Annotated in this window: 12 protein-coding genes; 1 reads left to right on the forward strand and 11 read right to left on the reverse strand. The window is 38.4% G+C overall.

Annotation, left to right across the window (positions count from 1 at the left end):
- Nucleotides 1–17: 17 nt before the first annotated feature.
- The 10 genes from A9P82_RS02875 to A9P82_RS02920 all read right to left on the reverse strand — a co-directional run bounded on the left by A9P82_RS02875 (nt 18) and on the right by A9P82_RS02920 (nt 21181).
- Entirely contained in the window at nt 18–3206 is a 3189-nt protein-coding gene (locus A9P82_RS02875) for a SusC/RagA family TonB-linked outer membrane protein (RefSeq protein ID WP_082915193.1), read from the reverse strand.
- 22 nt (nt 3207–3228) lie between these two features.
- Nucleotides 3229–5292, reverse strand: coding sequence for an alpha-amylase family protein (locus A9P82_RS02880; RefSeq protein WP_066204026.1), 2064 nt, complete (start codon nt 5290–5292; stop codon nt 3229–3231).
- Nucleotides 5293–5367: 75 nt separating this feature from the next.
- Nucleotides 5368–6387, reverse strand: a complete 1020-nt coding sequence (locus tag A9P82_RS02885) for a GntR family transcriptional regulator (protein WP_066204016.1) — start codon at nt 6385–6387, stop codon at nt 5368–5370.
- Between the two features lie 586 nt (nt 6388–6973).
- Nucleotides 6974–9919, reverse strand: a complete 2946-nt coding sequence (locus A9P82_RS02890; protein ID WP_066204018.1) for a discoidin domain-containing protein — start codon at nt 9917–9919, stop codon at nt 6974–6976.
- Nucleotides 9920–9946: 27 nt separating this feature from the next.
- Complete coding sequence (locus A9P82_RS02895) at nt 9947–11083, reverse strand: DUF4998 domain-containing protein (protein WP_066204020.1); 1137 nt, start codon at nt 11081–11083, stop codon at nt 9947–9949.
- 225 nt (nt 11084–11308) lie between these two features.
- On the reverse strand, nt 11309–12511 hold the full coding sequence (locus A9P82_RS02900; protein WP_066204022.1) for a DUF4959 domain-containing protein: 1203 nt from the start codon (nt 12509–12511) through the stop codon (nt 11309–11311).
- Nucleotides 12512–12553: 42 nt separating this feature from the next.
- A complete protein-coding gene (locus tag A9P82_RS02905; protein ID WP_066204024.1) occupies nt 12554–14449 on the reverse strand; it encodes a RagB/SusD family nutrient uptake outer membrane protein in 1896 nt (631 codons plus the stop codon).
- 29 nt (nt 14450–14478) lie between these two features.
- Nucleotides 14479–17667 carry a SusC/RagA family TonB-linked outer membrane protein gene (locus A9P82_RS02910; protein ID WP_082915193.1) on the reverse strand — a complete coding sequence of 1063 codons (3189 nt, stop codon included), beginning with the start codon at nt 17665–17667 and terminating at the stop codon, nt 14479–14481.
- A 370-nt stretch (nt 17668–18037) separates the two neighbouring features.
- Complete coding sequence (locus tag A9P82_RS02915) at nt 18038–18934, reverse strand: AraC family transcriptional regulator (protein ID WP_066204029.1); 897 nt, start codon at nt 18932–18934, stop codon at nt 18038–18040.
- 27 nt (nt 18935–18961) lie between these two features.
- Complete coding sequence (locus A9P82_RS02920) at nt 18962–21181, reverse strand: alpha-galactosidase (protein ID WP_082915194.1); 2220 nt, start codon at nt 21179–21181, stop codon at nt 18962–18964.
- Nucleotides 21182–21337: 156 nt separating this feature from the next.
- Here A9P82_RS02920 and A9P82_RS02925 point away from each other — a divergent pair, with 156 nt between their 5' ends.
- Nucleotides 21338–22177, forward strand: coding sequence for an N-acetylglucosamine kinase (locus tag A9P82_RS02925; RefSeq protein ID WP_066204031.1), 840 nt, complete (start codon nt 21338–21340; stop codon nt 22175–22177).
- 2 nt (nt 22178–22179) lie between these two features.
- Here the strand turns inward: A9P82_RS02925 and A9P82_RS02930 are convergent, their stop codons facing one another.
- Complete coding sequence (locus A9P82_RS02930; protein WP_066204033.1) at nt 22180–22752, reverse strand: L-threonylcarbamoyladenylate synthase; 573 nt, start codon at nt 22750–22752, stop codon at nt 22180–22182.
- Between the last annotated feature and the right edge of the window lie 7 nt (nt 22753–22759).

The following is a 22759-nucleotide window of genomic DNA, read 5'->3' on the forward strand; positions in this document are numbered from 1 at the left end:
TAAACGCTTATCAAAAATTAAAAACCAAAGTTTATTCCCAGATTGTATAGTACCTGCAAAGGATAGCCTAAACCGTTGCCTCCCATTTCAGGGTCCCACAATTTGAATTTGCTAATCACACCAAGGTTTTGACCATTAACATATATGCGAAAATTTGAAAAATGCAATTTATTAAGCAGTTTTTTAGGCAATGTATAGCCGATTTCCAATGTCTTAAATCTTAAAAAGGATCCGTTTTCCAGCCACCACGTTGAAGACTGGTCGTTATTCTGGTTGAACTGGTCATCAAGCCTTGGCCAAAAGGCATGTAAATTCTGATTATTTTCAGACCAGTGGTCGTTTGCAATAACACTCAATAACCCATTTTGAGACCCGCCATTTAAAACGAAAGGAGATACATTATCGGCATTTATCAGAAATGATGTTCGTGCATTTCCCTGGAAAAAGGCGTTAATATCAAACGATTTGTATCCAAAGGAGAAACCAAAACCATACGTAATTTCAGGAACGGTAGGATAGCCAATAGGAATCATATCAAGGTTTGTTATCTGGCCGTCTCCATTTATATCTCTGTATTTAATATCTCCCCCTAAAGGCGGATTTCCGCCGAAACTTTGAACAGGGGAGTTTCGGGCTTCATTATCATCTACAAACAGTCGCTCTGCCAGTAATCCATAGATTTGATTGATTGAATTTCCCACTTTCGACAAATATTTTTCGTTATCCGGATAATTTGGTTCTTCGTATTTCTTGTATTTATTAGTTGCATAAGTCATGTTTGCGCGGGCTTGAATCCACATATCGTTTGAAAAGTTTTGGTTAAAATCTACCGCAATATCTACTCCATCACTTGTAGCTTTTCCTACGTTTGCAAATGCAGGCGCTTCCAACCCCGTAGTTGACGGAATTGTTGTTCTCTGCATTAAGATATCGTACCTCAAAGAATGATATGCATCAACCGTAACATTTATCTTGTTGATGAATGTAAGGTCAAATCCATAGTTGAGCGTTTTAGACTTTTCCCAGGTAATGTTATTATTAGCATATCTGGATATTGAATATCCGGAGACATAGTGGCTTTGGTCTAAGCCCCAATGATATCCTCGTCCGTCATCGTTTGCGTTTACGTTAGATAAGTAGAAAAATCTATCCTGGTTACGCCCAATCTGGTCGTTACCCACTAAACCGTAGGTTGCCCTCAATTTTAAATTAGTAACAATTTTTTTCAGAGACTTAAAAAAACTTTCATTGGAAATTCTCCATCCGGCACCTATTGAAGGAAAGAAGCCAAAACGATGATTATCTGCAAATTTCTCAGAACCGTTATACCCAAAATCAAACTCGGTAAGGTAACGGTCGTCATAGGCATAAGTAAACCTGCCCGATACGCCGAGGTTCCTCGCAGGTAATGATGACTGTAAATCTCCTGCATTGCCCGTTAACCTGTTTTGCAGAATCCCTATTAACATTCCTGTTACAGCGTGCTTTTTGTTAAACGTTCGGTTGTAATTAACCGCCCATTGCGCATAAGTAGTTGATTGTACAATTTTAGGTCCTTCAGAATAGTTTAAATATTCTGTACCCTGCCCCGGATTTAACAATGTCAATACATTCAGGTTTCCATTGGCATCCGGAGATAATGTATAGTAAAACGGATTGTAATTTCTTGTGAGAATAAAATAATTATAACGCTGTGTATAAGCCATAAAGTTTGTGGATAAGCCCTCTGTGATAAATTTCAAATTTTGATTAAATTCTAACTGAACATTGATAGTAGAAGCAGTGTATCTATCATATCCGGATACCATATTAGCAAATGGATTGCTATACAATGAAGTAGTATTTGGGATAAATGCATTACCAAATAACGGATGTGTAATATCCGGTGCATAACTACCCGGATAGTAAGCCGGAAACATTACAGGATTCGACCACATAGCGCTATTAAATACTGCTTGTCCACCATTTACATAGTTATTATTTCCATCTACATAACCTCTCGGTCCTGTATATTGGTCAAATTGGGCATAGGTTCTTACAGTAATTTTAGTTGTGGGAGTTGCATTTATAGTTACGTTGGAACGAACATTGTAGTTCCCGAATCTGATATTATTATTAAAATCACTACCTGACAATTGTTTCAAAACGCCATTATCCACATTATATGTTCCTGATAAATAATACTGTGCAACCTTTCCACCTCCGCTCGCATTAATATTAAGTTTTTGATTTACCGTATAATCTTTAATCAACTGGTTTATCCAGTTGTTATTCGGATATTTTATAGGGTCATCGCCAGCTGCGGTATGATCGATTTTGTCCTGGCTATATGGCAAATTGCCCAATGGGTCTCTGGTTAATACAGCTTCATTTGCCAGGTTCATATATGTAACATTATCTGCAAATTTGAAATTTCTGGTATTTGAAGATACGGGCATTTCCGCCCTTACATTAAACTTAGTCTTTCCCTCTATACCATTTTTCGTTGTTACCAATATTACACCGTTGGCGCCCCGTGCGCCATATAATGAAGATGCCGCAGCATCTTTTAAGACTGAAAATCCCGAGATATCATCCGGCTGGAGCCTCGCCAAATCATCATTTGTAGATTCTACTCCATCTATTAGAATTAGTGGGTCCACTTTTCCTGCACCAAAGGAGCCAACACCTCGCACAAAAAACGATGCATTATCTGCTCCCGGAGCACCACTTTGCTGAAATGAAATAATACCGGCAATTCTACCGGCAAGCATTTGTGTCATGTTGCTGGTAGCTCCTCTTAACTCTTTTGGATTAAGCGTAGTAATGGAAGCAACCATACTTTCTTTCTTCTGCCTGCCGTAAGCTACTACCACAACATCACTTGTTGAATCTTTTAAAGGAGATAAAACAATATCTATTGGGTTTCCTTTTTTTGAAAATATTTCTACCGGCTGGTATCCTACGTATGTGAAAATCAATGTGGCAGTATCCGATGAAATATCCAATTTAAAAACTCCGTTTTGGTCGGTAAATGTTCCTTGTTTTGTTCCTTTTATCAAGATCGATACACTTGATAATGGCTGCCTGCTGGCGCTATCTTTTACCGTTCCAAAAAATAGGCTCTTATTTTGTGCTGTAAGAGTGGCAAAATTTAATAATAAAATGGCCAAGCATATAAACAAACGCTTGTAACAATGTAAACGCAACCGTAAATGACTGTTCATATTTTAATCAAATTTAAAATTTTTATTTGCTGATTCTAATGATATCCGCATCTTTCGCAGGTATTATTATTCTATGACCTACGAGGCTATTCTTTGTATTAAACAGAGAATGAAATTTCTTTCCAAAATTTAAACAATGTAGCCTTAATGGAATTTTTACCGGTTTATCATCATAATTAAACATTGCCACATACGCATCTTTTCCTATAATTTTCACAAAAAGACGTGAAGCATTTTTACCTGTGTTTCCTTCGAGCGGCAGAAAAGATTTTCCGTCATACTGTACAATCGAAAGCAATTCTTTATTCTGTAACAACTGCTGCGCAGCTGCTCTCCATTTTCCGCCTGCCGAGTAATCATCGCCGGTAATCAAAGAGCCGGTAACGACTGCCGCTGCAAGGCGTGCACGGTTTTCGCCATCCGTTACATCGCTAAACACCACATGGTCTGCGTCCGAGAAATTATACATCCGCGAAAGCCAAAAGCCGTAAGTAGTGCTGTTTAATGTATATGCCGTTTCATCAATTCTTCTGAAAGCATCGCAGGCAATGCGCCTCATGTGCACATAACGAGCCGTTGCCATGTTTGGCGAAATGGCTGCATACACCAACATGGAATTACCGATTTGTTTATCCAGATATTCCATACCTTCTGCAAACGCCTGCATTCCTGTATGAACATTTTTATCGTAATAGCTGTCGGCTTCCAATGTACCATGCGCGAGGAAATCGATTTTTATCATTTTAAAGCCGAGCTTCTTAAATGCCTTGATATAATAAACCATTCTTTCTTTCGTTGCAGGGTGCGTTGGGTCTATGGCTCTGCCACCGTCAATATCAATTACTTCGCCGTTCACTTTTGTCCAGCAATCGGGATAACGATAATTGGTTCCCTCTACTTTCCTATCGCTTTTTCCCCAATCGGTAAACGGCGTCCAGTAAATACCGGGCTTGAAGCCATGTGCATTACAGTAAGCAACAAACGCTTTTAAAGAATCTGTATTACCGTCAATATTTCCATGATTCATTCCGTCCCAAAAGGCATCCAAATCGATAAACAAAGAATTATCGCTTGTGCGGAAACCTTTGCATGAATCTGCAAAAAAATCAATCACGCCCCTTACTTTGGGCAGCGTTATTTTATCCTGCATTACACCCCAACTGTTCCACCCGATGGGCGTTGGAGATGTCCAGTTAAAAATCACAGGCGGTTCCGTAAGACGATTGTTTTTTCCGTAAATATCCATGCCTTTGCGCCAGTCGCCGAAGTAGCCGACCATAAATTTAGGCGAAGCACTAATTGAATCGTTGTCAAGTACCAGCCCGTGTGGCAGTTTATCGTGCGTTACCGTCGCATCGCTGAAACCGGCGAATGCCGTGAGCTTTAGCGAATGATTATTTCCCGAATTAATATTGATGCCAGACTTCCACACTTCGTGTTCCAGAGAACCTATCACAATTCCATTGTAATTTTCATTATTATAAATCGCCGTTGCTTCGCTGCTCGTAAAGTGTGCGCTATCGACTTTTTCGGCATTGTAGCGCACCCACATATCATTGTCAAAAGGAACAAACAATGCACGATTATCTCCTGTTTTATTCCAGGTTATCTGCGCATTGGATAAAGGAGAAATATAATTGCTTGCCGCTTTACTTCCTTCTACAATCAATTGCGTAACAAAATAATTTTTGTTTTTATACACATAGAAAATTTGCTCAAGCTTATTTCCCTGTTCAGCATTACGAATGATAACATACTTGTTACCTTTTCCTAGCCTGTCTTCAAAAACTGTTTTTGAATAAGAGCGATAAACAGCACTATTCACATTAGTTCCGGCTACACCTTTGGTTTCAATACCGGCACTTTTAATGAATGCGTTATTGTCAAAAAATACACTGTAAGTTCCGTCATGGAGATTGTAAACAATTTTATTATGATTGCCGAAAGCAATAGTCAGCAATGAGTCTTTTTTTGCGCCGTAAGAAGATGTAACCAAACTTATCAACAGTAGTAAAGTAACCAGAGACAGTCTGTTTATGTTTCGGTTATTTCTTCGATTTAAAAATATTTTATACAACGTTTTCATTTGTTGCGATTCTCTTTTATTAAACAAACATTCGCACGTAGATTTATAAGCCTAAACGTCAATGTTTCAATGGTTTTATAATGATTTCCTATCGATTAATACAGTCGGTATCGTTTCCTGAATTTTCTCATTCGCCAGCACAAATGCTGCGGCACGTTCCGCCATTTGTTTAAAGTCCGTTGAATATGTTGTAATACCGCCGCAGATAATTTCTTTTACTATATCGTCGTTATGTGAAAGAATACCGATGTCTTTTCCAAATACAAATTTTTTCTCCTGGGCATCTTTCAGCATCATCCACAGTTCCGCATTGTTGATGGTGTAATAAACTGCACCTTTTTCAATGGAACCACTTATATACTCGGGAAGAATTTCATGCCTGATTTTATATTTTTTTACAAATTTTTTGACTGCATTTAAAATTTCAACCGGCGTATCAGAGTTTGGTCTGTGATAATAAACAACACCCTTTTTATACTTTTTAATTTTAGGGAACAATTGCTCAAACACGCGGTACGATGCATCTTCAAACTCCTGCGTTACATAAGAGAAAACACCTTTCATTGGCTCGTAACGGTCAATCATTAAGAATCTTTCCATCGGCAAGGTCTTTAAAATCGACTCCGTTTTTTTATGCGGAATTGGCGCTATCACATACATTCCGTATTTGCCTCGTACACTCGAAATAATACTTTCAAAAACCTGAATATTATTGTGATGAAAATACACATCGATATGAATGCCTTTACCCAGTTTTTCTCTGAACGTTTTATAAAAAGTTTCCTGAATAGTATCGAAAGCAAAAAGCACCAAAGCTATTTTCAAATGCTGCGATACATCTTCGTGTGCTACAAAAAAACCGACCCTGTTGCGCGATTCTACAATGCCGCGTTTTATCAAATCCCGGTATGCTTTGGAGATGGTTTCTCTCGCAAAACCCAACTCCTGAATAAATTCATTAACCGAAGGCAATTTGTCGCCTTTGAATAAGCTTTTGTTTTGCAGCGCGTTCAAAATCCCTTCCACAAACTGCTCATGCTTCGATAAGCCGTGAATATTTTGCAAAGCGCGTATTTCGTCATAAATATTCTTCATGCAAAAGACAATGAGATTTTAATTGTACTATACTATCCTATTCTGCACACAAATGTAAGTTAAATGATTTCACATTTCCAAAAAGTTTTTTTAACAAAAAAAGTATTTAATTGCAAAGTATTGACAATCAATACTTTGCAATTAAATATTTATAATATTCGGTTAGCATGAAAATAATAAGCAGTTAATTATTATATCCCTTATTTTGGTCGCTCTGTGGTATATCCGGATTTTGTAGCATTTCTGTAAGCGGAATCGGGTAAAACTGATTATATGACTGGATAGTTCCACTTTGGTTAGCCTATTTAGTACGCATTTCTATTACCAATCAATATAACATCCAAGTAATAGTTTTTTAAATTTATAACCTTGATAAACAAAATACGAAATAGTTCTATAATTAACCTTATCAACTTGCATCTTTTGCAGAAGATAATAAGATTGTCATTTTCTGTAATCGTATGTCATTATCTATAAAAGGTTTTACCTCTTGTTCATCTTACTGTGTACAACAAGTGAGTGCTACAATATCCTCATTAAAAAATAATTATAAACAGCTTTAAATATTGGAATGTTCTTCTGATTATTAATGTGCAGAGTTATAAGGAACAGCGGTAATACCAGTCGATATTCCTTTTATACATTTATTGTCAACTTTGATATCCACCTGTCTTAACTCTCCGGGTAACAATGAAAAATAATCATCACTAAAAATAGCAGGTAGCACCTGTTCTTCCGTTTTGCTGTTCAAGACCTGCATCCGAATGGCAAAAGCAATGCTCTTTGACGAGACCGGGTTTGTAATGATTGCGTGTATAACTGTGCTGTCTTTCCTCCGTTCAATCTTGCTGCTTATTTTTAATTTTACTCTCGCCATTTGATTCAACATTGTAAAGTCTCCATTCTTATTACCTCTCCAATAAAAATTTTCGTCTAATGACTTCCCATCTTTATCTTTTAAAGTAAGCTTTATAAAATGAACATTTGCCAATCCTTCACTTTGCTCGTTACCTCCGTACACATCAAAACTCCATAATGAATAGCCCCAACCTGTGGCTCGTTCTATTCCTAACATTCGCACATAGCGTGCATTTACATCGTTAAAATATACCGTTTGCAATCCTATTTTCCCTTCCGATATGGCCACATCCTTCCAGTTCAGAGCATCATCGGAAACTTGTACTTTAAACTTTTTAGCATAAGCATCCTCCCAATTAAAGACCACTCTATTTATATTTTGAGGCTGTTGCAAATCAATATATATCCATTGGTTGTCGTTTGTCTTACTCGCCCATCGGCTACCTGGATTCCCGTCTGTAACATCTGACGGAGAACCTCCATCAGTGGAAGATGCTATTGTCGGTTTACCCAATGCCACATTCCTTTGTTCGGCATAAAAAGGAATTGTAAAGCAAGAAACTGCCGTGTTCGCAGGAGAAAAAACATTTACTCGCGAACTAAACTTTTTTACTTCTTTTCCATCAGGATTGTAAACTTTTATTTCCGCAGTCAGTCTATCTGCATCTCGTCCTGTTGTATTTATAATTTTCACTTCATTCGTTAATGGATTCCATTGTATATGCAAAGGTTTGCACGCCTCTTTAACGCCCCAGTATGCACCTGTAAGGTCGTAATAATAATCATATGTTTGCCAAACCATTGAAGGGTACGCCGATTGACTCATCCATGTCATTACACCGGATGCATCTTCCCACATATGGTCTTCCCAGCCTTCATACATCGCTTTATTAGTCTCAATATTCAGCAATTGTGCTTTCCGACAATAATCTTCGATTCCTGAGGGAACACCATATCTTTCCGTTATAAATTTGTCGTAGTTGTCAGGTGTAGCATTAAAAGCATTTTGCCCAAAGAAATGTTGATTCCACATTTCATTACGAGGCCACCATTTGTCCTTTGGCATAAACTTTTTGAAACTTTCAAAATTGGGAAATACAGCCGTACCTATTTCGGTTCTCAAGCCCCAACCCGTACTTCCTCCAAAACCAAGCGGATAAGGTGTGAAGTACCACTTAGGATCTTGATTACCCCAAACGCCGCTCCCCGTAAGGTTTTCTGCATGTGAATTGGGCTGATAATGCCTGCTGCCCCCATCGTACACAGCAATATCTTCGCGAATCCAGTTGTTTAATGGTGCTACCGGCCAGCCCTCATTATCTCCACACCAAATAGCAATAGAAGGATGATTACGTTCCCGTTTTATTTTTTCTATAACATTCGCATTAAATACATGAATATCCGAAGGCAAATTAGGATTGGCATTCAGCCAGAAATCGTCCCACACCATAATCCCGTATTTATCACAAGCTTCATAAAACTCCTCGTCCGTTGTGGAACCAAGCCAGTTGCGAATCATATTAAAATTCATTTCCTTATGCAGCCTCACTTTAGTATCATACTCTTTACCTCTGCATCTCAACATATATTCTGACATTCCCCAGTCTCCTCCTTTAATAAAAACTTTCTTACCATTAACAGAAACATGAAGCACTCCACCAACAGTATCATAGGAATATCTTTTTATTCCAAAGGTTACCTTTTGTGAATCGGAAACTTCATTATTTGACTTTATTACAAATTCACATGTGTATAAATTCGGCTTTCCGTAACCATTGGGCCACCACAATTTCGGTTGATTAATTGATAACTGTGGGAACTGGCTTTTATCCAAAACAAACTCATTACTTCTTCCCGCTTCTATATTTATTTTCTTAGAAAAATGTATATCTCCGGGTTGGATAACTCCTTCAATAATGGCTTCTCGGTTTTCTGAAGCACTGTTATGCACATTAAACTGAACTGACAAATCAGCTCTTGCATTTGTAGGCAGCGCTGTTTTTATCCAAGGGTCTTCCAACGTTATGCTCCCTGTATTACTCAAATAAACGTCATCGGTAATACCGGAATTCAATCCGGGAACATAAGGCATCCAATCCCACCCTGCACTTGACAAATAGGTAGGGCTTCCATAATTGTTCAGCGGCTTTTCGGGAATGGAAATTAAAACAGCAAGAATATTTTTCCTATCACGTTTTACCAAAGCAGTAATATCGAATTTTCCACGTTGCACGATACCGCTTAATTCTCCTATACGCCTCCCATTCAAAAATATTTCTCCTTTTCGATTAACTCCTTCAAAATTCAACCATATTTTTTCTTTGGTAAAACTTCCCGGCACTTCAAATTCTGTTCTATACCAAAAGTTCCTGTCATATTTTGATTTGTCAACCCGATAAATATTATCCCCGAAATTGGGGTCTTCCTCTTTTCCAGCAACAACATAAGCGTTGAAAACAGTACCCGGCACTACTCCTTTTACCCACTCGGAAGTATTGTATCCATCAGAAAAGAGTTGCGTGCTATCATGCACATCTGATTGGGGACATACTTTCCAAATAATATCAGAAGAACTGTCTAAAGAATAAACGGATTGCGCCTTTACATAAGAAAGGCTACTGCTTGTAATAAAAAAGAATAAAAACTTTAAAACGCTCAATGAAACTTTAGCCATTATTTGTATTGGTTAGATTTAGAAATTTTATTGGTTTATGTATAGCCTCAAACTATTAAAGCGCATTGAATTGCCGCTGGTTCCCAAGTTTACCACACAGCCTAATGATATAGTAGTTTGCTGTGTAAGTTCAAAAGACACCTGCACATCCGAACCGTTATTGACCAACTGATAGCCAATTGCAGTGCTTAAATTGTCTGTATCAGGTAAGCCGTCAGCACCGGGAGCGACAACAAGATAAGTATAGTTTTGCCCTCCATTGTTCCACCAATCAATAGAACCATCAAATGTATATTTACCCGGCGGCAGTTTAGCAATCTGATATATTTTGCCATTTGCAATTTCCGGCGCACCATATCCTGCTTCAAAAAAGATTTTATAATCAGAACCACCCGAGATATCGGAACCGCCATAACCGTTATGGCTTTTGATTGCATCATTGGAAATCCAATCCAAAAGATTTGCCCATCTGTTGCCATCGCTTTCAGATACTTTAACAGGATGAATGTTATTCAACAACGATACTTCTGAAACCATGGGTGCAGATGCGGAATTAACCGTGAGCGTGTCAATACCTATGGCATCAGGGATGAAAAGCGTATTGTAAGTAACCGGCTTGCTAATATTTGCATCCGGTAAATCAGTAGTTTGGTCTTGCAGCTGTACAGGAACAACCGTATCCTTCAAAACATCGTTTACATCATAATATTGGATATGCATACCCACAACCCCCACATAACTTTCCACATCAGCCCAAGTCAATTGTATTGCGCCATCGAGTGTTAATGATGATTGTAAAATTGCCCGATTTCCTCGTTGATTGATTGATGTTTGAAACGCGTCGCCATAAATGATCCCCGTTACATTCATTGGGACAGACTTATTATCATCCTTATCATACGTCCTGATTTCAAAGGTTATAGGGCCTTCCGGCAGATTATCTACAATTTGCTTCATTGTATCTATTCCTCCTGTTCTTACCAAAGGTGCTTCCACAGAATCTAAGCCTCCGTTCCAAAATATTCTGTATTTTGTCACTTTAGGGTCGGATAGTAAAACGCCTGTAATCAAAGCTCGGTTTTTGCCCGGAATTACCTGCAAAGAATCAAAAATTCCAGGATAAACAATTTCTCCGTTATTTTCATATTTTTTATAATCGTCCATTTTACTGCACGAATACATAAAAACAGAACAAAAAAGAATATATAATGTTGTGCGAATTGAAAAATAGTGTCTCATGCGTTTATTTTTATTAATTTTTATTTGCCATATGGAATGCTTTTAAATAATTAATCATTCCTATAGGTATAGAGAATATTTATGAGCATTTCATCTACTTGCTATTTTGTTTTTACAATGTTCCGTAATTGTTGCTCCTGATTTTCTCAATCAATCATTCGTTCCCCACATATTTATTTGCTCAATTACAATGAAATAGGTACCCATCCAGTTTTGCAGATTTTTGATACGCAGATACCTGTATGGCGGCGTATCCTCGTCAAAATCGAAGGAAAAGCCTGCAAGACCTGCCAGATAATCGGCATTAGTGCCTTGTCCCAAAGGCAAGCCGGACGGTTTGGTTACCTGGCAAGTAAGAATCTTAGTCCACTCCGACCAGTCTCCGCTGTGCGACGGGTTATTCGAACCATATACTTCAAACAGCTTAGGGCTGCCATCTGCAAAGAACGTAGGAGAATTGTCCGTATTATTTTGCTGGCGGGTATAGAGCGTAAAACGTGTAAGCTTTACCGGCTCATCGCCAAGTCCCCAGGTAATAACGGCAGGGGTGCTTGAACTTATATCCGTATTTACACAGGGCCATTGCTGCAAATTGGGATTGTTGTTCCACATTAAATCGAGATGTGTTTGATATGAAAATTTGGAATCATTATCACACTGAAAAACAAAGAACTTCGATTTGTCTAATAAGATTTCCTGCTTAGGCGTTAACGTTGCAAATAAAGTGTCGGTTGCGTTTGCCCAACGGTCGCGAATGTAGAATCCGAATTTTCTCTCTACCGATGGCATACCTCTTATACTTACACTAATTGCAGAGTCAGCAGTATAAATATTATTCAGCCCTTCCCATTTTCCATCGTTTAAGGAATCTACCAATGGCACTATGACCAAATCTGAACGTAAAGGGTTGAGAGACGTAATATGAACTCCACCCGCTGTTGCCGTAACAGCCATATTTCTATAAGCAATCTGAACCGGAGAAACCAAAGGTTGTATATCAACAGTTACCGGATCGGAAGCTAATTCACTTCTATTGACCGAGTACAGTTTCACTTCATGCACCAATGTATCATTAAAGCCCTGTACATCAATTTGATTGGAATAGTAAGAAGATTTTACGGTTACCTCTTTTCCGGAGGTTAATGAATATACAGCCTTAATGTATAGCAAATCCGGGTCTGACGGTGGCGTATAAGTAATCGATGCTGCCCCATTCTTATTGGTAACTTTAACATTGCTTACCTTGCCGGGCGGTGTTGTACCGTCTTCTATCAATCCCGGTGCTCCATCTTTTTTACAGCCCGTGATAATTAATGTTCCTAACATTAGAATTATCGGTATATACTTATTCATCTGTTTAATATTTTATATTAAATTATTTTATAAAACGATATGCTACCAACCCGGATTTTGTACCAGGTTTTCATTTACATTAAGGTCTGACTCTGACAAAGGCCACAAATAATCCCTGGGAGCTATAAAATGCATCGTATAATAAGTGGTTAATTTATAAAACAGCTCAGGATGTTCCGCAGTACCGGATGCGTCCCAACCTATAATGTTCTCGTTCAATACCTGAGCAGCCAATTTCCACCTTCTTAAATCCCAAAAACGGCTTCCTTCAAATGCCATTTCATTTGCTCTTTCTTCTCTTATAATTGTTCTCAAACCTTCTTTGGTAGTATATTCAGCAGGATTATTGGAATAATTAGTCCAGCTTTCCTGAACGGTTGGCAAGCCGGCACGTGCCCTAACCCTGTTAAGGTATTCATATACTTCATCAGAAGGACCTGACGTTTCATTTAGCGCTTCTGCATAAAGCAGATAAAGGTCTGCCAGCCGCATCATAGGAAAAGGATAATCTTCGATATGGCTACTGTTATCTGCATTAAAGGTAAATTTCCAGTTTACCATTTTCTTAGGATAATACGTTGTAACTGTGGCGCCTACACCTGCCCCAAACTGCCCTAATCTGTCTTGTAAATTCCATGTGTTTTCATCTGTATGGCTGGGACTGTTTTGCATATACCATACGCCCCCGTCAAACCCCAAATCGGCATAGAACCTTGGTTCCCTGTCAAAATTAATTCTTGCAGTCTGATAACCTTCGATGAGATTAAAGCGTTCATCGTGCGTTGCTGTTCTCAACGCTGTAATGTTTGAAAAATCCAATGTTTTGTCTTCGGTAATGGGCACACCGTTTTTTGTATAAAATTGTTCTACAATACCCATGGTCGGTCCCAAAACGCCGTATATGCTCGAATTACCGGCATTGTTGGGATCTATATGTGCCATAGATGAGTATTGCAGTTGCCATGTAGAGGAATTAGAATTTCCCCATATTATCTCCTGGTTCCATTTTTCACATACGGCATTGCGAATACTCATTTGTGTCATAGTAGCATCTGAAAGCGTGTAACCTGTTGTATTTATAAAATGGTATAGAGAAATTCCGGCTGTTTCACAGGCGTCTATTGCTTCTTTTGCTGCAAGGGCTGCCCTTTGCCACTTACTTATATCAAACGTAGTGTTTATTAACAATTGCCCGTCTTTGTTTTTAAAATTTGAATAATCATTATTGCCGTTAAACAGCGGACTGGCTCCGTAAACCAAAACCTTGGCACGCATAGCCAATGCGATGGGGCGTGTGATGTGCCCATAATCCGTAGAAGGATTGATAACGCTGTATGGCAGCAACTTCGAAGCAGAATCCATCAGGTTCGCTATATAATTCACTACAGTATCTACAGGAAGCCGTTTAACTTTAGTCTGTTCGAGCGGCGCATCTATCGGCAGGTTTTTATCTACAATAGCAATGGGGCCATATTGCCTGAACAAAAGAAAGTGATAGTATGCCTTTAAAAACATAGCTTCCCCTATCCAGCGGGTTCTTTCATCAATCTGCAAATCTTTGACTTTATTGGTGTCCACTATATTCTCCAAAAAAGTATTGCAAATGCGGATTGCCTCATACTCTGTACCCCATATTCCAACGTAAGGGCTTACCACATTTTGATTACCTCTCGCTATATCCCAATTGTGCGCATTAATAGCACGCGGTGGGTAGTTGAGCCACAACTCATCTCCACCAAGATAGGCTACATTCAATTGAGGGTCGCCATCATTGCCTAAAAAAGAATAGCACGTGGCTAAGTACTTTTCGGCTTCTGAGCGCATGGTAAATGCATTATTAAGTGTTGCGACATTATCAGGGACAACATCTAAGTATTTTTTACAAGATGCAAGACTTGTAATTATCAATATAATTGTTAAATACCATTTTAATTTCATTCTATATAATTTTAAACGCTTATCAAAAATTAAAAACCAAAGTTTATTCCCAGATTGTATAGTACCTGCAAAGGATAGCCTAAACCGTTGCCTCCCATTTCAGGGTCCCACAATTTGAATTTGCTAATCACACCAAGGTTTTGACCATTAACATATATGCGAAAATTTGAAAAATGCAATTTATTAAGCAGTTTTTTAGGCAATGTATAGCCGATTTCCAATGTCTTAAATCTTAAAAAGGATCCGTTTTCCAGCCACCACGTTGAAGACTGGTCGTTATTCTGGTTGAACTGGTCATCAAGCCTTGGCCAAAAGGCATGTAAATTCTGATTATTTTCAGACCAGTGGTCGTTTGCAATAACACTCAATAACCCATTTTGAGACCCGCCATTTAAAACGAAAGGAGATACATTATCGGCATTTATCAGAAATGATGTTCGTGCATTTCCCTGGAAAAAGGCGTTAATATCAAACGATTTGTATCCAAAGGAGAAACCAAAACCATACGTAATTTCAGGAACGGTAGGATAGCCAATAGGAATCATATCAAGGTTTGTTATCTGGCCGTCTCCATTTATATCTCTGTATTTAATATCTCCCCCTAAAGGCGGATTTCCGCCGAAACTTTGAACAGGGGAGTTTCGGGCTTCATTATCATCTACAAACAGTCGCTCTGCCAGTAATCCATAGATTTGATTGATTGAATTTCCCACTTTCGACAAATATTTTTCGTTATCCGGATAATTTGGTTCTTCGTATTTCTTGTATTTATTAGTTGCATAAGTCATGTTTGCGCGGGCTTGAATCCACATATCGTTTGAAAAGTTTTGGTTAAAATCTACCGCAATATCTACTCCATCACTTGTAGCTTTTCCTACGTTTGCAAATGCAGGCGCTTCCAACCCCGTAGTTGACGGAATTGTTGTTCTCTGCATTAAGATATCGTACCTCAAAGAATGATATGCATCAACCGTAACATTTATCTTGTTGATGAATGTAAGGTCAAATCCATAGTTGAGCGTTTTAGACTTTTCCCAGGTAATGTTATTATTAGCATATCTGGATATTGAATATCCGGAGACATAGTGGCTTTGGTCTAAGCCCCAATGATATCCTCGTCCGTCATCGTTTGCGTTTACGTTAGATAAGTAGAAAAATCTATCCTGGTTACGCCCAATCTGGTCGTTACCCACTAAACCGTAGGTTGCCCTCAATTTTAAATTAGTAACAATTTTTTTCAGAGACTTAAAAAAACTTTCATTGGAAATTCTCCATCCGGCACCTATTGAAGGAAAGAAGCCAAAACGATGATTATCTGCAAATTTCTCAGAACCGTTATACCCAAAATCAAACTCGGTAAGGTAACGGTCGTCATAGGCATAAGTAAACCTGCCCGATACGCCGAGGTTCCTCGCAGGTAATGATGACTGTAAATCTCCTGCATTGCCCGTTAACCTGTTTTGCAGAATCCCTATTAACATTCCTGTTACAGCGTGCTTTTTGTTAAACGTTCGGTTGTAATTAACCGCCCATTGCGCATAAGTAGTTGATTGTACAATTTTAGGTCCTTCAGAATAGTTTAAATATTCTGTACCCTGCCCCGGATTTAACAATGTCAATACATTCAGGTTTCCATTGGCATCCGGAGATAATGTATAGTAAAACGGATTGTAATTTCTTGTGAGAATAAAATAATTATAACGCTGTGTATAAGCCATAAAGTTTGTGGATAAGCCCTCTGTGATAAATTTCAAATTTTGATTAAATTCTAACTGAACATTGATAGTAGAAGCAGTGTATCTATCATATCCGGATACCATATTAGCAAATGGATTGCTATACAATGAAGTAGTATTTGGGATAAATGCATTACCAAATAACGGATGTGTAATATCCGGTGCATAACTACCCGGATAGTAAGCCGGAAACATTACAGGATTCGACCACATAGCGCTATTAAATACTGCTTGTCCACCATTTACATAGTTATTATTTCCATCTACATAACCTCTCGGTCCTGTATATTGGTCAAATTGGGCATAGGTTCTTACAGTAATTTTAGTTGTGGGAGTTGCATTTATAGTTACGTTGGAACGAACATTGTAGTTCCCGAATCTGATATTATTATTAAAATCACTACCTGACAATTGTTTCAAAACGCCATTATCCACATTATATGTTCCTGATAAATAATACTGTGCAACCTTTCCACCTCCGCTCGCATTAATATTAAGTTTTTGATTTACCGTATAATCTTTAATCAACTGGTTTATCCAGTTGTTATTCGGATATTTTATAGGGTCATCGCCAGCTGCGGTATGATCGATTTTGTCCTGGCTATATGGCAAATTGCCCAATGGGTCTCTGGTTAATACAGCTTCATTTGCCAGGTTCATATATGTAACATTATCTGCAAATTTGAAATTTCTGGTATTTGAAGATACGGGCATTTCCGCCCTTACATTAAACTTAGTCTTTCCCTCTATACCATTTTTCGTTGTTACCAATATTACACCGTTGGCGCCCCGTGCGCCATATAATGAAGATGCCGCAGCATCTTTTAAGACTGAAAATCCCGAGATATCATCCGGCTGGAGCCTCGCCAAATCATCATTTGTAGATTCTACTCCATCTATTAGAATTAGTGGGTCCACTTTTCCTGCACCAAAGGAGCCAACACCTCGCACAAAAAACGATGCATTATCTGCTCCCGGAGCACCACTTTGCTGAAATGAAATAATACCGGCAATTCTACCGGCAAGCATTTGTGTCATGTTGCTGGTAGCTCCTCTTAACTCTTTTGGATTAAGCGTAGTAATGGAAGCAACCATACTTTCTTTCTTCTGCCTGCCGTAAGCTACTACCACAACATCACTTGTTGAATCTTTTAAAGGAGATAAAACAATATCTATTGGGTTTCCTTTTTTTGAAAATATTTCTACCGGCTGGTATCCTACGTATGTGAAAATCAATGTGGCAGTATCCGATGAAATATCCAATTTAAAAACTCCGTTTTGGTCGGTAAATGTTCCTTGTTTTGTTCCTTTTATCAAGATCGATACACTTGATAATGGCTGCCTGCTGGCGCTATCTTTTACCGTTCCAAAAAATAGGCTCTTATTTTGTGCTGTAAGAGTGGCAAAATTTAATAATAAAATGGCCAAGCATATAAACAAACGCTTGTAACAATGTAAACGCAACCGTAAATGACTGTTCATATTTTAATCAAATTTAAAATTTTTATTTGCTGATTCTAATGATATCCGCATCTTTCGCAGGTATTATTATTCTATGACCTACGAGGCTATTCTTTGTATTAAACAGAGAATGAAATTTCTTTCCAAAATTTAAACAATGTAGCCTTAATGGAATTTTTACCGGTTTATCATCATAATTAAACATTGCCACATACGCATCTTTTCCTATAATTAAACATTAACAACAACTTCAATAGACCACATACAAACAATTGTTATTTGCATGGCAAAAGTATTTACCAAGCATACGCTAAAAAATAGCCAATCCTTTAATTTTAATGGACTATTCTACGAATGACTGTTAGTGAGAATATTGAAATAAATGGAAGTATTAGTCTTCTTCCCTATGCATAGATTTATAATGCTCAGGAGAAACTTTCATGTACTTTTTGAACAGACGGGAAAAATAAAAAGGGTCGTCATAGCCTAAAGATTCTGCTACATCTTTCACTTTGGCTTTACCATCGTACAAAAGCTGACAAGCCCGCTGCACTTTCAGATGAATAAAGTAATCTATCGGCGGCATACCTGTCGCTTTTCTAAACAATGTAGAAAAGTGTGATACGGAAAAATTATGCTTTGCAGCCATGTCTTCTACTGTAAGCTTTTCGTGAAGCATGGCTTTCATGTAGATGATGGTTTGGGTAATATAGTCGCCTTCATCTGCCTCTTTTTTCACTGACTTACCGGGATAAAAAAACGTTGCCAGAAAATGATTAAGGCAAAGATTAGCATTGCGCAGGTTTTCTATACTGAAACCCATTTCGAGACTTTGATACATCTCTTCCCAAATTTCCAACCCTTTTTTATTCAGCGGAATATCTTTAGGCAATCCATTTGAACTTATACCGAACGACTGATTGAAGTCTCCTATTTGCGAGCCGCTGAAATGTACCCAGTAAATTGTCCAGGGGTCGTCTTCATAAGTTCCATACGTTAGCGATTCGGTAGTTGCAGGTGTGATGATGTATTGATTTGGCTGCATTTCAAATTCTCTATCGCCTATTTTAAACCAGCCTCTGCCACGCAGGCAATAAATAAGAATATCGTCGGAAATACCGTGCCTGCGCTGCCTGTAATGAAATTCTGCGTGAGGAAAATAACCTATATGCGTGATGTGTACACCACCAATTGCCGGATTTCTTGTTTTATAATCGGCAAGTACGCTTTCGGGCAATGCAATCAGTTTTTGCCCTTCAAAACCATCTTTTCTTTTAATCCTGCTCATAATTAAATTCGCAATAATAAATGCTCTTTATCTTGCTTCTTCAACTTTTAGTATTACACTCGTGCGGTAAGCATCTGCGTGCGGATTTAAGCCTACGGTCATTAAAAAATTGCCGGAATAAACTTCATTCTGTTTAATTGCCGAATGTGTACCGGGGTATAAATTAATTTCACGTACACGATATTTTTTAGTTGCATCCAAACCTCTTAATACAATCGGCAGCTTGCTTCCGGAGTTGTATCGGTTATTAACTAAATAATTAAATACAACCGCACTTGACGCTGTTGAATCAACATACATGATTGAGGCTACGTCATTTTTCCACGGGCTCTGTAATCGGTACTGATTGCCATGCCACACAACATTTTTAATACTGTCGTATGTTTTTACGGCACTTTGACAGAATGATAAATCTTTAGCATCCAGTTTGCTTACAGGAATATCAAAACCGAGCTTCCCCATCATTGCGACATCTACACGGTACTTTAAAGGTTGTTTTCCCCAATCTGTTACATGATTGGCGCTCGCAATAGCCGGATAGAAATAAGAATATTCCCATTGAATAAAAACTCTTTCGAGCGGGTCTGTATTGTCGCTGGGCCAATATTCTGTAAAATATTGCAATGCCGCGTAATCCACGCGGTCGCCACCGCCGGAGCACAGCATCATCGGCACTTTGGGATATTTTGCTCTTATGCGTTTCAGTACATTATAAAGCCCCTCGACATAATCAACATACAACTTTGACTGGTTGTCTTCATGAGCCGAATAAGCATTATAAATAACTGAATTACAATCCCACTTGATATAAGCAATATTCGGACTTTTAATAAAAAGAGAATCTACCACACCAAAAACAAAATCCTGTACTTTGGGATTACTCAAATCCAGTTCTAATTGATTTCTGAAATAATATTCAGGACGCTTCGGTTGTTTAATTACCCAATCGGGATGTTTCTCGTACAGCTCGCTTTTAGGGTTAACCATTTCAGGTTCTATCCAAATACCGAACTTCACATCTGCAGCCGTTGCATCTTTGACTAATGAAGCAATTCCGTTGGGAATTTTCTTTTTATTTTCCTGCCAGTCGCCAAGTCCGGCATTATCGCTGTTACGCGGATACTTATTGCCAAACCAGCCATCGTCCAACAAAAACAAATCCACACCTAATTTTTTAGTATCACTGAATAATTGTTTCAGCTTTGCTTCATCAAAATCAAAGTAGGTTGATTCCCAGTTATTGAGCAAAGTAAGTCTGCCACCATTGCCATCCAGTATTCTGTAATTTCTCGCCCAGCTTTGCAACTGACGACTTGCTTCTCCCGTTCCGTTGTTAGACAGTGTGTATAAAAATTTGGCAGTTGTAAAAGTTTTATTAGGCTGCAAAGGATAGTCGGAAGCATAATTATTAATGCCTGAGATAATACGCAAATTATCTTTATTATCCAGCTCCAAATCGGTACGGTAGTTGCCCGACCATTCAACCGATGCAAGCAATACTTCGCCATTGTCTTCATTCGACGGCTGATTGATAGAAACCATAAACACGGGCGGTTGAAAAAGGCTTTCCCGCGTACCCAACTTCGAATCAAGGGTTTTTATTCCATGTGTAATCTGTTCTTCTTCCGGTTGCATTTCCTGCGCCCAGTCGCCATGATATTGTTTCAGATAAAAAGTTTTTCCCTGCAGGTATAAATCTGCCGAAGCAAACTTGTGCAGTACAACGTTTCCTTTTTCATTATTTTTTATTTCGCTCCATTGCTCTATTACATTTTCTCTAAAATATGTTTTGTAAAACAATGTTACCCGAAAATCATATGCAGGGTCTTTAAGCACTACGGAAGTCAAAGCAACATCATCACTAATTTTTTCGGTATTCGTATTTACAAATTTTAAATCGAGTGAATTATTCCCGTCGGCGTGCGTTACTTCAATTGCCGGTTCAAACAAATTTCGCGAGCCTGCCGGCGTGTAAGGAGAAGCCGCAACGCCCGTGTAATCGGTATTTTGATGATACATACTTTGCACAAAACCATACTCGGACGAATTATTTAGTTTTTTACCGAAATAAATAATACTCAGGTTATTGTCTTTATCGGCTTGCAATACGAGCGCCGTATTTTTGGTTTCGACAGGAATGGTTGTCTTTTGCGCTTTTACCGATTGAAAACTATAAGCACAAATGCAGAACAGTAAAGATTTTGAAAATAAAGTAAACTTGCGATGCAGCGATGTAGATAATTTCATTAAAAACAATTTTCGGGATAAATATACAGAACAAAAATTTATCCCAAACTTTTCGGCAAAGATGCATGGTAAAACATCTATTATTTTGTCCAAATAATTTGATTTTACAAAAAACTAAACTTACTTTAGAAAACTAATTCACACAACAAACAGAAAATGGCTATCAAACTTATCGCAGAGAGCGGCGCCACAAAATGTAATTGGTATCTTTTAAACGGAAAAGTTATCAAAAAAATATCTTCAATCGGACTAAGTCCGTATCAGTTGTCGATTGCTGATATAGCTTCGGTTATAGAACATTCTATTGCAGGAAAAATAAAAAAGGTTACAGTCGGGGAAGTATGCTTTTACGGCACAGGTATGAGCTCTCCCACACAAAGAAAAAAGATGCGGCAAGTGCTTGCCAAATATTTTCCGCAAGCGGAAATTTCTATCGAAACAGACCTTACCGCTTCTGCGCATGCGGCTTGCGGCAATGCTAAAGGCATCGTTTCAATTCTTGGTACCGGAAGCGGCGCGGCTTTTTATAACGGGAAAAAAATCGTGAAAGTGCGGAACGGTATCGGATATATTCTGGGAGATGAGGGAAGCGGCGCTTATCTCGGTCGCAAAGTGATTCAGTATTATCTGTATCAAACTTTTGACGACGAATTAATGCGTGCATTTGACACCAAGTACAATATCACAAAAGAAGAAATCCTGAACAATGTATATCATCAACCTTTGGCAGGAAAATACCTTGCTGAATTTACTACCTTTCTATCCGAAAACAGGGGGCACTATATGATTGAAAATATTATAGAAGACGGTTTAAACGATTTTATAGTTACACACATTTATAAGTTTCGCGAAGCATGGCTATATCCGCTGCACTTCACGGGCGGCGTGGCTTTCGCGTTTAAAGACGTACTGAAAGAATTGTGCAGCAATTATGAACTGGAACTTGGAAACATCATTCAATATCCGATTGACGGACTGGTAAAGTATCATTTGTAGCTTTATGCTCTCACAACAATCATTTTTCCATCATCAAATTTGACGATAGACGAAAGCGTGGCAATCTTTTCATCATCTTGCCGATAATGCACAACATAATCAACGGAACGAATAATTTCGTTATCTATTTCTTTAAATATTCGCGGTGCAGGCTCGCCGCTTTTATTGGCAGATGTACTGAGAATCGGCTTATCAAACTGTTGAATTAATTCCTTGCAAAATTCATCTTTACAAATTCTTATGGCAACTGAAAAGTCGGTCGCCACAGCACTTTCAGCCAATCCTTTTGCATTCGGATAGATGATGGTCGTAGGCTTTTTCACGGAAGACAAATGTTGAATAACCGTTTCAGCAACTTCATCTACATATTGTTGCAGTCGTTCGGCATCATCCACTAAAACGACAAAACTTTTATGCGCGGGACGGTTTTTAATTTGGATAATTTTCTGCACGGCAAATTCATCTGTTGCGTCGCAACCCAGCCCCCACACTGTATCTGTCGGATACAAAATTGTTCCGTGCGATTGCAACGCCGCTAAACATTGTTCAATATCTTTTTCAAAGTCTTTTAACATGAGATGC

This window comes from Arachidicoccus sp. BS20, assembly GCF_001659705.1.
Taxonomy (GTDB): Bacteria; Bacteroidota; Bacteroidia; order Chitinophagales; family Chitinophagaceae; genus Arachidicoccus.

Bases quoted from the DNA above. Each gene is read 5' to 3' on its own strand.
- A9P82_RS02875 (WP_082915193.1), bottom strand. From the start codon at position 3,206: ATGAACAGTCATTTACGGTTGCGTTTACATTGTTACAAGCGTTTGTTT.
- A9P82_RS02880 (WP_066204026.1), bottom strand. From the start codon at position 5,292: ATGAAAACGTTGTATAAAATATTTTTAAATCGAAGAAATAACCGAAAC.
- A9P82_RS02885 (WP_066204016.1), bottom strand. From the start codon at position 6,387: ATGAAGAATATTTATGACGAAATACGCGCTTTGCAAAATATTCACGGC.
- A9P82_RS02890 (WP_066204018.1), bottom strand. From the start codon at position 9,919: ATGGCTAAAGTTTCATTGAGCGTTTTAAAGTTTTTATTCTTTTTTATT.
- A9P82_RS02895 (WP_066204020.1), bottom strand. From the start codon at position 11,083: ATGGACGATTATAAAAAATATGAAAATAACGGAGAAATTGTTTATCCT.
- A9P82_RS02900 (WP_066204022.1), bottom strand. From the start codon at position 12,511: ATGAATAAGTATATACCGATAATTCTAATGTTAGGAACATTAATTATC.
- A9P82_RS02905 (WP_066204024.1), bottom strand. From the start codon at position 14,449: ATGAAATTAAAATGGTATTTAACAATTATATTGATAATTACAAGTCTT.
- A9P82_RS02910 (WP_082915193.1), bottom strand. From the start codon at position 17,667: ATGAACAGTCATTTACGGTTGCGTTTACATTGTTACAAGCGTTTGTTT.
- A9P82_RS02915 (WP_066204029.1), bottom strand. From the start codon at position 18,934: ATGAGCAGGATTAAAAGAAAAGATGGTTTTGAAGGGCAAAAACTGATT.
- A9P82_RS02920 (WP_082915194.1), bottom strand. From the start codon at position 21,181: ATGAAATTATCTACATCGCTGCATCGCAAGTTTACTTTATTTTCAAAA.
- A9P82_RS02925 (WP_066204031.1), top strand. From the start codon at position 21,338: ATGGCTATCAAACTTATCGCAGAGAGCGGCGCCACAAAATGTAATTGG.
- A9P82_RS02930 (WP_066204033.1), bottom strand. From the start codon at position 22,752: ATGTTAAAAGACTTTGAAAAAGATATTGAACAATGTTTAGCGGCGTTG.